9 protein-coding genes are annotated in these 16,011 nt (G+C 39.3%); 2 read left to right on the top strand and 7 right to left on the bottom strand.

The genetic code is table 11. The features are described 5' to 3' along the window. Positions 1-122: 122 nt before the first annotated feature. From R9C00_29015 to R9C00_29000, 4 genes are all read right to left on the bottom strand, one after another. Positions 123-1,163 (bottom strand): hypothetical protein, encoded by a 1,041-nt coding sequence (locus tag R9C00_29015; protein WPO35741.1) that lies wholly within the window; start codon positions 1,161-1,163, stop codon positions 123-125. Further along, on the bottom strand, positions 1,163-4,816 hold the full coding sequence (locus R9C00_29010; GenBank protein ID WPO35740.1) for a TIR domain-containing protein: 3,654 nt from the start codon (positions 4,814-4,816) through the stop codon (positions 1,163-1,165). Before R9C00_29010 ends, R9C00_29015 begins: the two co-directional genes overlap by 1 nt. Before the next feature lie 114 nt (positions 4,817-4,930). After that, positions 4,931-5,608: a tRNA (adenosine(37)-N6)-threonylcarbamoyltransferase complex dimerization subunit type 1 TsaB gene (tsaB, locus tag R9C00_29005; GenBank protein WPO35739.1), complete on the bottom strand. Its 678-nt coding sequence runs from the start codon at positions 5,606-5,608 to the stop codon at positions 4,931-4,933. A 470-nt stretch (positions 5,609-6,078) separates the two neighbouring features. Beyond that, positions 6,079-7,287, bottom strand: a complete 1,209-nt coding sequence (locus tag R9C00_29000) for a DnaJ domain-containing protein (GenBank protein ID WPO35738.1) — start codon at positions 7,285-7,287, stop codon at positions 6,079-6,081. A 217-nt stretch (positions 7,288-7,504) separates the two neighbouring features. Here R9C00_29000 and R9C00_28995 point away from each other — a divergent pair, with 217 nt between their 5' ends. Continuing rightward, positions 7,505-8,299, top strand: coding sequence for a hypothetical protein (locus R9C00_28995; protein WPO35737.1), 795 nt, complete (start codon positions 7,505-7,507; stop codon positions 8,297-8,299). A gap of 260 nt (positions 8,300-8,559) precedes the next feature. Here the strand turns inward: R9C00_28995 and R9C00_28990 are convergent, their stop codons facing one another. From R9C00_28990 to R9C00_28980, 3 genes are all read right to left on the bottom strand, one after another. Continuing rightward, positions 8,560-9,294 carry a copper homeostasis protein CutC gene (locus tag R9C00_28990; GenBank protein WPO35736.1) on the bottom strand — a complete coding sequence of 245 codons (735 nt, stop codon included), beginning with the start codon at positions 9,292-9,294 and terminating at the stop codon, positions 8,560-8,562. Between the two features lie 52 nt (positions 9,295-9,346). Further along, complete coding sequence (locus R9C00_28985) at positions 9,347-10,234, bottom strand: ROK family protein (protein WPO35735.1); 888 nt, start codon at positions 10,232-10,234, stop codon at positions 9,347-9,349. 130 nt (positions 10,235-10,364) lie between these two features. Then, positions 10,365-12,629, bottom strand: a complete 2,265-nt coding sequence (locus R9C00_28980) for a GH92 family glycosyl hydrolase (GenBank protein WPO35734.1) — start codon at positions 12,627-12,629, stop codon at positions 10,365-10,367. Positions 12,630-13,078: 449 nt separating this feature from the next. Here R9C00_28980 and R9C00_28975 point away from each other — a divergent pair, with 449 nt between their 5' ends. Beyond that, a complete protein-coding gene (locus R9C00_28975) occupies positions 13,079-15,724 on the top strand; it encodes a glycoside hydrolase family 2 TIM barrel-domain containing protein (GenBank protein WPO35733.1) in 2,646 nt (881 codons plus the stop codon). Positions 15,725-16,011 lie beyond the last annotated feature (287 nt).

Below are 16,011 nucleotides of genomic sequence, written 5' to 3'. Positions count from 1 at the left end.
AGGAAATCAGCAGGCTTATTATTGAGGTAAGTAAAAAGTTAACCACTGTTTGCAAACAGTTAATGGCAAACAACACCATATACTATAAATAAAAAAGGAAGGTCATTATAATGAAGGCTCTGCTATTTCTGGAATTTTTTTATGCGATATCGATTGATGACATAACCAATGACTAGTTCTGTTGTAACCGACCTGAACTCCTCATGCTCATAACCCGTCATCATCAAAAGAGGACGCATATCATAGGAATACTCTTGACGAATTAAATTGCTCTGTACCCTTAAGCCTAGTTCTAACTTACCAGTCTCTAGTTCTCTCCTAAAACCTGCTCCTACATAAGGCGCTACATTAAAGACAGGCTCTATCTCCACGTCATTTTGAGGCTCTCGCTCTTCATAAATCAAGGCTGGATCGCTTGTATCACCCTCTTCTGTCTCAAAAATATGAAAAATAGCTTCATTGAACCTATTACCTATAATCAGGTTGAAAGCTATTCCTCCCTCATAAAAGAAGTTCCATTTGTTGGTTCGGTGGAAAGGAAAATGCTTTAACCCTAAAGATAATTCACCATATACAGGTGCGGTAAACTCATCAATAAAACCTTTTTCATTTCCATTATCGACCAACCACCGTTCTTTACCTTTCGCCGAATACTGATCATTAATACGTTGAGTTATTTTTAAACTTTTTGTAAAAAAAAGCTCTGGGTAAAACTCATTGCTATGGCTCACCCCAAAAAGGTAGCTCGTCCCTCTGTTTCCATTGCTTACCACATTGAAATTCACCCCTCCAAAAAAGGCTATTTCATAAGGACGGTTAATGAACTTTTGGGAGAAATACCTGAACTTATTGTCTTCGCCCGAAGCATTATAATTAGGATCGTGCCTTAGAAAATCGGACATGGCCAAATCGGCCAATGAATCTTGGTCCGTATGGGCATACGCCTTAAACAAAAGGTAATAAGCTCTAGCTTTTTGCTCTCTGGAAGAAAGGTAATTGATGCAGTCTTTCAGGTTTATAATTTGATATAGCCTTCCATTTTTGTAATTTGTTTCTGCGTTTCTAATAGAAACCTGACAAGAATCCTCCCCTTGTGCCCGCACTTGTAAAAAGCCCATCCCCAAAAATACTGCTATGATTATTTTTTTATACACAGACCTCATTACTCACAAACATTTAACTTTTTAACATCATTAATCATTTGGATACCGTACCTATCCCACTCCTCTTTTGACATTTTCTTACTTCTACTTATACTCTCGCAAAGCTGGTTTGCCATCATATCCATATCTATGGGGTGGGCCATAATGCTGTTTCCATTCCCCACCATTAGATATTTACTATCCCTACTAAAAGAAATAGACTTTCCGAAAGTCAACCCTCCTTCCAAAATGCGAGGTTTTTCTTCAAAGTTGATCATGTCCCGCAGATAGACCCGTCCATCTATACTAAGCGAAGCCAAAAACCTACCGTCATCAGAAAACTTGATATCTTCGACTATGCCCTTGTGACCATAAAACTTTTTAGCAAAGGCTCCTGGGTGATTGATATTTAAAATATCGATTTCTCCATGACTATACCCTACAGCAAGCCATTTCCCATCTTTACTGATTGCTATTTCCGTCCCTTTTCCAAAAAAGCGGTTGTTTTTCTTAAACACTGAGGCTTCTTTTGCACCGTTCCACATCATTATATCCCCATTCTCCAAAATTCCGTAGAGTGTCCCCTCAGGACTGATAGCAAGAGCATTTGCATCCCTTTTATTTTCTGCAAAAAGAGTACTTTCATAAGTATCCAAGTTACAAGCAAATATTTTATTGTCTTGACCAGACGTATAAAGTGTCTTTTGGTCGGGGGAAATTGCTAAGGACAATATTTTTCCCGTATGCCCTTCAAAATGATATTCTTTAGGGCTTTGTGTAGCAAAATAAAACGTATTAAAATTCTCATTTCCAACTGCTATCCATTCTTCGTCGGGAGTAACCAATACTTCCGTATTGAAAAATTCTGTTTTTACGAAAACTGTTTTCCTCCTAAGAGTTGACCATTTTTTATGTTCAACACCTATAACCCCTTTGTTCGGGTCCCACTTAAAGCTTTTAACAGAACCATCATCCGTAGCAGCATACACATATTCTTCGGTAACGGTAAGCCCTGTTATATTCTCTCTACTCCCTAATACTTTTAGGTTGTAACTATCTCCTTTTAGACCTTTAAGAGCTTCGTACAACGATCCGTAAATTTCAGGCTCGTATTCATAACCTTGATAATCTTTATGAATTTCACGAGCATGCATTGCTACCAGAGCCTGCAAATCAGGGTCATCTATTTCTCTAGACCGATTTGCCATATACCTCACCAATGAAGATACTTCTGCAACCTGTTTTACTTTCTTAGCGTTGTCTTCTGCTTCCTGAGCTTTTTGATCAGCTCTTTCTTTACTTGCTTTCGCTTCAATTGCTGCTAACTTAGCTTGCTTCGCTTGTGCAACTGCATATTTTTTTTCAACCTCAGCTACTTTTCTTAAAGAATCAGTCCTTATAGTCTCCAACTCAAGCAGTTTTGTTTTTTTCGCCTCGGCCAGCCTTGCATCTTCCGCTTCTTTTCTTTTTTCGTTCGCCTCGTCCCTTCTTTTATTTGCCAAATCTCTTTGATAATCCGCCCTCCTTTTTTCATCAGTAGCCTTTTTTTCAGCTAGTCTTGCTACGCTAGCCGCTTCTTCTGCTTTTTCAGCAGCAGCTATAGCTTTCTTCCTCTCTAGCCTTGCATAAATTAGCAAGCCCAACGACGCCAATAAAAAGATAATAAGTAAAATGAGAAGTCTACGCTGCTTTCGAGCACTTTTTCGCTCCATTATCACCTTAAGCTCCTCCTCTCTCTTTTCCCTTTTTATACGCTCTACCTCCATTTTCCGCTGTTCTTCAGCCTGCTGTAATGCAATAAACGCTTCATAGCTGGCCGTGATGAACAAATGGTGTCTTTCAGTAGGTCCTGGTTTTTTTTCTTCTGTGAGTGCCGTGTCAAGCCAGTCTCTAGCTTGTTCCAGTTCCTTTCCCCTCAACAATAGATCCTCTGATTTCCCTTTGGCTATCCAATCTTGGCTTCTTTGCGACCAGCGAGTGTGCTCCTGCACATATTCCCGATCAGTATCGAGCATAAAAACCAGCTTGCCGAACGTTGTTTCGAAGTCTTTTCCCACAAAATTCAGCCATTGTACCTTGGATAGGTCTTCAGGTACGGTTTGTTCATCGGTCGTCCTACAAATTACAGGAACCAGTCTTTTACCATGTTCGGCTGCATATACAACTTCTCTCTCACAAAATTCTGAACCCACTGAGTCTGGACTGATTATGAACAAAAAGTTATCGGAACTATCTATCCCCTTGAAAATCTCTTTTTCAAAATCACTTCCATCGGCAATGCTTTCCTGATCAAACCAAGTTGTTTTTCCATAAACCTGAAGTTTGTTATTAAGCCTTCGGGCAAAATCCCCATCTTTTCTTGAATAGGAAATAAACACCTCGGTTTTTAACTGCCCTACCTTAGACTTACTTGCTTCTATAAACTCAATGTGGAGAGCTGTTGGTGGATTCGATTTTCTGGTCAATCCATTTTTAAGCCAACTTTCAGCCTCTTCCAAGTTAAATCCACGCAAAAGGATACTGTCATTTTTGTCAAGCTTTTCCCATTTCAAGGCAGACACTAAAAACTGTTTGTGCTTCTGAAAATAATCATGCTCTTCGTGAATTCGGTTGAGAAGGGCTGTTTCAGCATTTTTAAACCCCGGCCCTTTGCCTTTTTTTAAGGCATTACTAAAATCTATATATTGGATTTGACGAATCCCTAAGGGAATGTCAGCCTCAGGCGTTTCTTCCACCATCACCGGGACAATGTACTTATTCAGTTCCTTGGCTCTCTGAAACTCCCTAAGGCAATACTCTGAAACAATTGAGCGAGGAGAAATCAAGAAAAGGTAATTATCCGCCTGCTCCACTCCTTGTGCTATGGCATCTTCGTAAGTGGTGCCAGCTTTTATATCATAAAAATCTACCCACGTAGTAATCCCTTTGCGTATTAAAATGCGGTTAATCGCTTCCCTATAAATACTATCAGAAGTATCGTAGGTAATGAACACATCGGTCATCATATTTTCCGCATTCTTCCTTGCCTCACAAATATATTCGCAATGCAACTCCGAAGGCAAACAAGGCACTTTTTCATTAAAAGTCCTTTCAAACCATTCTACAGCAACTTGCCGCTCCTTCCCTACGGGCAAAAACTGTGAACTCTTATGATGCGTTTTCCATTTTAGAGCCTCCAAAAGCAAATCTGTATGCATTTGGACATACTCCTTCTCTTTGCTTAGTTGAGAAATAAGCGTTTTAACCCCTGCATCAAAATCGTCAATTGCTTTCCATTCTTCTATAGGCGCATCTGGGTTTTCCTCTTCCTTCATTTGCAGCCAATTGAGCTCAGCTATTACCGGATGAAGATCTTCCTCATTTCTTATAATATGGGCTATGGGAATTATCCTTTTACTGTGAGTTACGGCTTTTGTCACTTCTTTGCCGCAAAACGGAGACTGAATAGCATGTGGGGAAATTATATAAATAAAGTTATCCGAGGTATCAATAGCATTGTCTATCCTATCTTGAAAAACCTCGGCAACTTCTATATCTTCAAGGTCGAGCCAAACTTCGAAACCTGCGGCTTCTAATTGTTCCCTGAGCCTTATGGCAAAAGCTTTACTTTCTTTCCTCCCATAGGAGATAAATACATCGTGCCGCTCTACTTGTAAAGCCCCTTCTTGTGTCATTGATTGGATATTATTTAGTTTTCAATAAAGCAGTTTACAAAATACTCTACTACAAATAACCTTTTAGGTACAATTTATTTTATCAACCCCTATCTATTTCAACCCAACCATCAATTAAAAAGGTTTTTTCGAAGGTTTCTTTGCTAAAAAGGCTTTCAAATAGAAGGGTTCGAAATATGCCAAGTCGGCAAAATCTTGGTTTTGGTACTTTTCCCAAGCAAGTTCACCTATCTCCTTAGCCGATGGCCCTACCCCATCTATAAATGCTATGTTTGAAGAGATAAGCACCCCTTTACACTTTTCACTTCCAGGCCCTCCAAGCAACAGTTTCTTGTGTTTATATAGATCAGAAAAACTTTCTTCATCAATCACCTTTGCCTCTACTCCCTTCAGTAGCTTTCTATTTTGGTAAATAGCACAATAAACCTCCATACGCCTCGCATCTAGCATAGGACATACAACCTCTTCCTCCCCAGCATTTTTGCCCATCGCTAACGCCATAGAATCTAGCGTGCCCACATTTAGCAAGGGAAGCTCGTTAGCATAGCAAATTCCCTTTGCTGTAGACACCCCAATCCTCAAACCTGTATAAGAACCAGGACCTTCCGACACCGCCACTGCCTCAATTTTTTCGTATGACACCGCTGCCCTCTCTAGTATATTGTCAACCATCATCGTCAGTTGCCCAGAATGAGATTGACCAACCCTCAACTCCATATAACTGACCAATTCTCCTTTCTCATGAAGAGCAACTGAACAAACTGGAGTAGATGTTTCTATACTTAGTATCATATATCTTCAATTATTTTTATAAAAATCTCAAATACCAAATTAACAATACCTGCTTTTACAAATATACAAATTCATAAAACACTACATTTCTACAAATAAGATTTAACCATCTTGTTTTAAAAAAACAGCTACTTATGCAGTAGTTTTTTAGATAAAAAATATTTTCTAGGCTTAAATTTATGTTTTTAATAAAAATTAATTCTCAAGGATTATAAAGAATTTAGAGATACTTAACAATTAGTTAATGTTAAATTAATTGTTATGAAATATAAAAGTTAATTTATTATCCTATGTTTGTAATGCATAACAGCAATAACCTATCAAACGGTTGTGCTAATATGCGCTAAAGCAAGTCATTAAAGACATATATAATTATAAAGAATTAGATGTGTATGATCTGACAGATTATGTTTTGGTAATAAGGATAAGGTGAAAGTAAAAAGGTGCCGATCATATGATCGGCACTTTTTTTATTTACAATATTCTTTCTTTTTTCCCAAAGCTACTTTATTTCCTAAACTAATTGCTTTTGCCCATTCCAAACAAGCCTGCACACTTTTTCCTTCTTCCAAATAAATATTTCCACTTATCAAATAACCCAAGGCAATATTTGGACGCAATATCAAAGCCCAATTACAATCGTAATGAGCCTGCTCCAAATTCCCTTGAGATAAGTGCAACCTAGCTTTATTGATAAATAACTCGAAATGAAGATGGGATAGCTCACTTGGGTCTAACACAATTGTATAAGCAGCACCATAACTTGTTTTATAAAATGCTATAGCCAACCTAGAGGCATTTGCAAAAAACTCTTCCGCCTTATTTAAGTCCTTAACCCCTTCATAATATACCTTTCCTATTTTATAATGCGCTTCTATCTCTCTTGGGTTTGTATCTAATATCTCTTTGTACTGACCAATAGCCTCCTCAAATAAACCTTGAGCCTCTAAGCATTCACCCAACCTAAACTTCAAATCCTTCCCCCTTAACTCGTTTAGCCTGTTGAGCATCTCATAATAAACCAATGCCTGCTCATATTTACCGTCATCAAAACTCCTCTTAGCATTTAGCCCAATATCATCTATAACCCTGTCTTTCAAGTCATAAGCAGCCCCATTATCAGGCATATCATCAAGCAAGGTGTCCAACTCAGCCACTGCACCCTCATAATCTTTAATCGTATACTTATACTGAGCCTCACTGAAAAGGCTAGCCCTATAAGCCCTCCTTTCTTCCATCCGTTCATTTTCCAAATAGGTAGACACCATATAGTAAAACAGGATAATGAAGGATATAGATAAAATCACCAAAAACGCAATTGCGGTATTCTCTTTTTCCGCTTTTCTCCTATCATAATACCTACCTGCACCACGGTTTGTCCTCGCTCTTTGAGAGGTTCTTTGGTGTCTTTTTGGTCTTTCAGCCTCTACACTTGCATTACTAACTATAGCTTCAGCTTGCAATATTTGATACCTTCTTAAGATATCATACCCCATCTTTCTCTCCTCGTCCGAAAGCACCTGATACGCTTCATTCACCAATTTAAAATACTCACCAGCCTTGGTATCATTTCCTGTACGATCAGGGTGATATCTCAATGCCAGCCTCTTATACGCCTTCTTTATCTCTACTGGCGTAGCCCCCTCACTTACCCCTAATATCTTATAGTAATCCCTCATTAAATAAACTCAATATTACGTAAACGTTACAATATTATTCAAAAAGCAACAAGGCTATTAAATAAGACTTCTACAAGTAAAAACAATCGAAATAAAAACACCATTTAACACCTATTAAACATACTAGGCGAACGTTTTACTTGTTTTAATGTTAACTATATATTAATTTTATATTACATAAAAACAAACAGTCTGATATAGACCTAACCCTTACGCCATGAAACCTACATTATACTCAATAATAGGATGTGTTTTGGCTATCAATATTATACTCACAAGCGGGGGTGTAGTTGCGCAGCCTGCACAGTCTTTAGACACACTGGGTCTACTGCTCACCCCTGGAAGACCTTTTTCTTCCGATATTAGCCAAAGCAATCTTCAAGCTAGGCTTGATAAGTCTATTAAAAAATTAAACAAAGTCAAGAACAGAACAGGCTTGTCAAAAAGGCTTGTTTCTGCTGTTAAAAACGAGTTGTTTGGTGAATATCTTAAAGAATACATGGCTCAGAGCTCGTTCGGCGAAACTATTTCCCAAGGTAAATACGACTGCCTTACAAGCTCTATTTTATACGCCTATTTCTTCGAGCAACTTGGTTTTGATTATAAGGTATACGAACTGAACTATCATCTTTATCTCCTTATCAATTTAGAAAAAAAAGACATATTAATCGAGCCTACCGCCCCATTATATTCAATTTTGATCAACCAGAAGGATATTAGTAATCGGATTGAAGAATACATATCCACAAACAAAGAGCAGCTTGATAAATATTACGAAAACGATTATGAAATACACAAGCCAGCTAGCTTTGATCAGTTAATAGGGCTTCATTTTTTTAATCTGGGAGTAAGGTCTTTCAATGTCCAAAACTATACAGCAGCTCTTCAACTCACTCACAAAAGCAAAAACCTTTACCCAAATGAGCGTACCAAAGAACTAGAAGCTCTTTGTATTGCCCATATTATGGCAAAAGACCCAGAGGAAAAAAAACCGCTTAGTGTTGCTCAATAAATTTCAATATCGATGATTAACTAGAGAAAAATAAAATGGCCAGACTCAAAAGTCTGGCTCAAAAACTAATTGAAGTTACCTAAAGTAAGGGTTTCATAGCGAAAGAGAGAAGGGTATTCAATTTTGACGCGAATAATAGTGATTATTTAAGGAAAAATGACCGGGCAGTCGCTACTGGAAGCATAGGGCGAAATCAACCATTCGTAGCCGAAAGACTTTACTTTAGACAACTTCATTGTATATATTTGGATAGACCTGTACTATTTGCGAAAGGATTGAATCACGCTACTATCTACAACAGAAATACTGTATTCAGGAAGTTGCAAAGCACCTCCCATAGACACACGCCCATTCCTGAATCGCATTCCACTTTCTACAGGCTTTCTTCCAGAAACATGGCATTCTTTAGCTCCTGTTTTAGCTACTATTTTCTCAATATTATGCGGACGGATACCTCCTCCAACTAAAATGATAATACGACCTCCAGCTTTTTCAATGAGTTCTTTTAGCAAATCAACTCCTTCCAGCGCCGAGCGTTCTAAACCCGATGAAAGTATACGATCCACTCCCAGCTCTATCAAATCTTCCAAAGCCTGAAAAGGATCTGTTACCATGTCAAATGCGCGATGAAAGGTAACACTCAGGGGGCGGGCTATCTCAATAAGCTCTTTCGTTTTATTTTTATCAATAACGCCATCGGGGGTAAGTAAGCCAAAAACAACACCATTTACACCTAGTTCTTTCGCAACCTTTATATCCTCTTTCATTACCTCCAACTCCTCTGGGCTATAAAGAAAATCACCTCCCCTTGGGCGAATCATAACCATGAGGTCTATTTTGACCTTTTGTCTAACGAGTTTTATCATCCCAGCACTTGGAGTTGTACCTCCTTCAAACAAATTATCACATAACTCTACACGATCGGCTCCTCCGAGCTCCGCATTCACACACGAGGCAACAGAATCCGTTACTACTTCAATGAGATTGGTTGACATACTATACTTCTTATCGGATTGGAGATTTATCTTACTGATTGCTGACTTTTAGTTAAAGTGCTATTCTTTGGACAGTTGCCTCTACTTTGCAAGCATTAATTTCATAAACTGCGGCAGCACCCATAATGGCTATATCATTCATTTCTGATTTTTCAATTACCATGGAGTCAAGCACTCTTTTGTATGGAAATGTATGAAGAACCTCCCACATGGACTCTGAGAAAAACGGAAATGCTTCTTTAATAGATCCTCCAATAAATATTGCCTCAGGTGCCATTATGTACATTAAGTGCTTCAGCAAATGCCCTAAATGCGAACCGAATTGCTTGAAAATTCCTTTAGAGACTACATCACCATCCAACGCTCGCTGAAAAACCAAATCCCCATCTAAACCAAATTCTTGTTGAAAAAATTTACCACTACAATAATGCTCATAATTATGAAACAAATAAGGAATAGCTCCCACTTCACCAGCGGCCGATTTTATACCTGAATGAAGCTGATTGTTGAGAATAAAACCCATTCCAATACCTGTTCCCAAGCTAATGCCCGCAATACTATTATAGGAAGCTCCTTCACCATATACTTTTTCGCCTACTACAAAACAATTAGCATCATTGGCTAGGTATACTGTTACACAAAAATACTCCTCGATGGCTTTCGCCAAATGAACTTCATCCCAAGAAGGGATATTATTCAAATCATATACAATACCTGCATGCACATCCAACAAGCCGGGAACTCCTATACCTATGCCTTCAATCTCATGATTTGCCGATATATTTTCAATCCCATCTATCACAGCCTTAATCACAACCTCTTTCGCTTCAAAAGCCGGTGTTGCACATTTTATTTTTTTGACCAATTGTCCTCCCCGAACCAAACCAATGTTGATACTCGTACCACCTATATCAACTCCAACAATTGTCTTATTTGACATACTCTTCTTAATTTACGAAATACATTTAATTAAATTCTATACTTTATTTTACACTCTTCTAGGTACTCTATTGACAGTTCCCTTACCTTTAAGATTACTGATATTTCTCCATTTTTTTGGTTAACAATTATTAATGGCTTGACTTTGGGAAGTCTTTTTCTAGCACACCCCAATCGACCGATGGCACACTATCCATTTCGATAATTAAGTCACCACCTTTTGCTAATTCCTTGTAAGAAATAGACGATTTAGAATACGGCTTCCCATTAAAAGAAACCTGTTTGATATATTTATTTTCCCCACTATTGTTATTCACCTGAATATGCAACCTGCTATTATCATCCATCTGAAGCACTGCATCATTTACCAAAGGACTGCCAAAAATGAGCTCACCGTTTGCTGGATTCACTTGGTAAAACCCAAGTGCAGACATCACATACCAAGCGGACATTTGTCCAACGTCCTCATTTCCACAAATCCCATCGGGCTTCGTAGTATAAAGATTATCCATAATGTAGCGCACTTTTTCAGCCGTCTTGCTTGGTTTGCCTATGTAGTTGTACAAGTATGTGATGTGATGGCTAGGCTCATTCCCATGGGCATACTGACCTATAAGACCTGAAATATCTGGAGAAGCTTCCTCACCCATATCGCCTTCCACCAAAAAAAGGCTGTCCAGTTTTTTCTCAAAAGCCTCTGCGCTACCAAACAAACTCACTAATCCCTCTACATCATGCGGAACCAACCAAGTATATTGCCATGCATTTCCTTCGGTATAGTCACCCCACTCATGCGTAGACTTAAACGCATCAAACGGCTCACGGAAGCTACCATCGCTCATTTTTGCCCGCATGAAATTAGTAGTACTGTCAAAATAAATCTGATACGCATGAGCCCGTTTATTGTAATATGCATAATCTTCTTCATGCCCCAACTCCTTTGCCATTTGAGCAATTGACCAATCGGCAATGCAATATTCCATCGCTTTGGCTACAGATTCTTTTTCCAATTCGGCGGGGATATAACCGAGTTTTTTGAGATGAACCATTCCATAATCGTCTCTAGTTGAAGATGCTTTCATTGCTTCAAAAGCCAACTCCGCATCCATATCGAAGCCCTTAAAATAAGCATCGGCAATAACAGAAATAGCGGGGTAGCCAACCATACAATCAGTCTCATTGCCAACTAAATGCCAAATAGGCAACTTTCCTTGTTGCTCATAAATTTTCAAGAAACTCTTTACAAAATCTTCCACCTTATTCTTTTGGGTAAGGGTAAAAAGTGGATGGGCGGCCCGGTAAGTATCCCACAAAGAATATGTCGTATAATTGGTAAAAGAAGTGTCTTGGTATGTTTTTCCATCCGCTCCTCTGTACTCTCCATTGCTGTCGCTAAATAAGGAAGGCGCAATCATGGTGTGGTACAAAGAAGTATAGAAAACCTTCATTTGGTCTTTTGTAGGCATGTCCACCGCTACTTTGGAAAGCTCCTTGTTCCACGCTTCATCCGCATCTTTTACAACCTGGTCAAAACCCCAGCCTGACACCTCTTTTTGCAAGTTTTCTGTTGCATTAGCTATACTTACTGCCGATATACCTGTCTTTATAAGCAATTCGCCATTGGACAATCCATCAAATACTAAGGCAACTTTCAAACGCTCTCCTTCTAGCTTTTTCACCGCTTCCAAAGCACCATCTTTTTCCGCTACTAACTTTGCAACTGGAGCAGAAAGGCTCATAGCAAAATAGATTTTCTGATCAACTGCCCAACCTTTTGAAAATCGGTAGCCGACAATTGTACTATCATCCACCAACTCTATAAATGTTTCTATGGGCTGGTCCCAACCTATCCCACGATCTAGGTCAAGTACTACGTTTTGCTGCGCATCGCTTTCATACGTATACCGCTGCAACCCCACTCTTGCAGTGGCCGTAAGCTCTACTTTTACTTTATATTTATCTATCCAAACGCTATAATAACCAGGCTTTACGGCTTCATTACTATGGTCGTAGAACCCAACATATCCGTCAGACATATCTTTTAAAGTACCTCTTTTTAGGTTCACCTCACCCGTAGTGGGCATCAGCAAAATGTCTCCCAAGTCTCCTATCCCAGTTCCACTCAGGTGCGTATGGGCAAAACCGATCAACGTTGTATCACTATAATGATAGCCCGAGCACCAATCCCATCCTTGTGTCAGGTTAGTAGGGCCTAGCTGCACTGCTCCAAAGGGTACATTTGCCCCTAAAAAAACATGGCCATGAAACCCTGTTCCAATATACGGGTCTACATACTGAGTATAATCTTGGGGTGTAGTAGTTTCTTGTGAAGCATCCTGAACGTCATTACACTGACACAAAAAAACGGTAAGTAGTACGTATAAAATCCTTTTCATATGATGGTTAAGTTTACGATTGTAATTTTTGTAACTGACCGTCAAGAACAAATCTCTTCTTCTATTTGCACTATCTGGTTTTGTAAGATTAGCAAACATATGCCCCCACCTTACAAATTTTACCCCTTAAAGTTAGATGATTAATTTGATAACATATGCATAAAAACAGTCTTTTTGATAAATGTGTACGCAAACACCGAAAAAATACTGAGTTCGTGGTATACTCTCATCAAAGGCATTATGATAAAAAATGATCCTTCATTAAAAGGCTCAAATGCTAAAAACCAAGAAATTTTAGCTTTTAAGAAACCTTCTCTGATTTCTTCCACCAGGCATTTGGTAATTCCCATTTGGTTTATTTTAACTGGTAAAGAAATTTTATAAAAAAAATTAATAGATTTGAAACATGTGTGCGCACACAATCACTTATACATTAGTTTAACTCAGCGATGACTTTAAAAAACTTTACAATTCGAACCCTCCATTTATTACTCGCTTTCATACCCTTATTTTCTCAAGCTCAAAACATAATAGAGCTTAACTCTGGTTGGGCATGTGCCCCCATTGGAGAAGTAGAGGCTTCATCAGGGGAAATGATCTCAAAAACCTCGTACAACACCGCCAATTGGATGACGGCAACCGTACCCGGTACGGTGCTTACCACGCTACTCAATAATGGAAAGGTCCCCGACCCTTTTTATGGAATGAACAATGAAAAAATTCTGGATATATACGATACAGGGCGAGACCATTACACGTATTGGTTTGTAAACGATTTTGAAACGAGCGCAAAGGGCAGCGAGCAAGTGTGGCTCAGGTTTAGAGGCATCAACTATAGTTGTGATGTATTTGTGAACGGGGAAAAAGTGAATACGAAACTCCATGAAGGGATGTTTTTGAGGCAAAACTATAACATCACACCCTTCTTATCTAAAAATGGAAAAAACAGGCTAGCCGTAATTGTTTACCCTCCAGATCCTGTTGGAAACCCGAACGGCGGCCAAGGTGGAGATGGCACTATTGCTAAAAATGTGAGCCATCAGTACGTAGCTGGCTGGGACTGGATTCAACCCATAAGAGATCGAAACACAGGGATTTGGGATAAAGTATTCATAGAAAAAACAGGATCTGTCAATATCAAAAACCCACATATAATTACCTCTGTACCAGGAAAAAGAAATCCTAATAAACAGCAGCAAGCGCCAGCCACCCTTAAAGTAGCTACAGAACTTCAAAATCCTACCAATAAAGATGTAGAAGGAACTTTGCATTATGAATTGGATGGAAAAACCATCAGCTTACCCGTAACCATAAAAGCCCACCAAACCACCAAGGTTCAACTACCTGATTTCACCATCGAAAACCCAAAGCTTTGGTGGCCAAACATGTACGGATCTCAAGATCTCTACAACATAGAATTGGCTTTCACTGATAAGAAAAACTCAGTCTCTGATAAAGAAGCTGTCCAATTTGGCGTAAGGGAAATCACCCGCCAATGGAACGACAGAACCCGAAGCATGCAGGTAATGGTCAATGGCCAGAAGATTTTCATCAAAGGAGGAAACTGGATTATTTCCGATGCCATGCTCAGGTTTACCCCAGAAAGGTACGATGCGGAAATCCGCTTTCACCGCGATATGAACCTCAACCTCATCCGGATCTGGGGCGGTGCGCTTACGGAAAGACCTGAGTTTTACGAGGCCTGCGACAAATACGGTATTTTGGTCATCCAAGATTTTTGGATTTCAGGCGACTGCAACGGAAAGTGGGTCGATCCTATGAAATTGGAAGATCAATGGACACGAAGAAAATACCCAGATGACCACAACTTATTCCTCGAATCGGCGCGGGATATGGTCAAAATGATCCGAAATTATCCTTCGCTGGCCATCTACTGCGGTGGCAACGAAGCCACCCCTCCTGTGGATATTTTATCAGCTCTTCAAGATAAAATCTTGCCAGAAGAAGATGGTACACGCTGGTTCATCGAATATTCCAATTCGGACAGCATGTCCCTCAATACCATCGGCGGCAATGGCGATGGTCCATATACCATCCAAGACAAATCACTTTTCTGGGACCACCAAACCTGGCCGTTCAACTCAGAAGTAGGCTCAGTGGGCGTGGGAGATATCCAATCCTTGAGAAGATTTATCCCTGAGGCAAACCTAGTTCCCCCTACCTTCAATGATTCGATAGTAGATTCGGTTTGGGCTTACCACAAATACATTGGCTACGAATACCACGTGCGCCCTTATGGCGATGCAAAAGATGCAGAAGATTTTGGAGAAAAGGCACAACTTGTAAACTACGATCAGTACCGAGCCCTTATGGAAGGATTCAGCTCACATATGTGGGACTGGTACACCGGCACGATCATTTGGAAAACTCAAAACCCTTGGACTTCGCTCCGCGGGCAGATGTACGACTATTACCTCGACCCAAATGCATGTCTTTATGGATTAAGAAAGGGCAGCGAACCGTTGCATGTGATGTACAACCCTACCGATGGAATGGTGATGGCCGTAAACAATACGTTTGAGACTTATCCCAACATGATGCTGAAAGTCGAGACCATTGACATGGAAGGAAACAAAAAACGCTTCACCCAAGTGATTGTAGGAATTGAACCAACTTCTACAAAGAAATTCTTGTCAGTGAAAAAGTTTTTGGAAAAACAAGCAAAAGAAAACGGGGCTTTCATAAACTTCCAATTGCTTGATATGGAACAAAACGTATTGACTGAAAACTTCTACTGGGTACCTAATAAGAATGGAGAATACAATGGTTTGAACAGCCTCAAAAAAGCTCCTTTGAAAGCAACAGCCAAGCAACTAGAGGAAGGAAAGATAGAGGTGACTTTAACAAATTCGGAAAACAGTCCTGTAGCATTTTTCAATCGGATTTCTATAGTGGACAAAAATACTGGAAAACGTATGCTACCTGTTTTTTACGATGACAACTACGTTTCGGTAATAGGAGAAAATACTAAAAAAGTAATTGTTGAATTTGATCCTGAAAAGTTCGACTCGACTAGCTTAAAAGTATCTGTAAAAGGATGGAATGTCCCTCTCCAGCTGATTGATATACAATAAAACTTCACGATTATCCAGCATAAAAGCCTGCATTTACACACAAAATGCAGGCTTTTTTATGCCACTAACTTAATATTGAACAACGATTCAACTACAACCATTTCTAAATAACTACCAGTATGAAAAATCTATTTTTAGCATACCTAGATAAAAAAATAACCGCGGTGAGCAATGGGGAAAACTCCTATAAAAACTTTATGCACGCCTTGAAAGCTATATAAGAAAAGAAATGTACATTGCTAACAATGGAAGGTTTCACCGATGTTGCCGCCCAACCTCGTCTCGAA

This window comes from Flammeovirgaceae bacterium SG7u.111 (assembly GCA_034044135.1).
Lineage (GTDB): Bacteria > Bacteroidota > Bacteroidia > Cytophagales > Flammeovirgaceae.
Note: the sequence above shows the minus strand (reverse complement) of the source record. Positions and strands in the feature narration are given on the sequence as shown.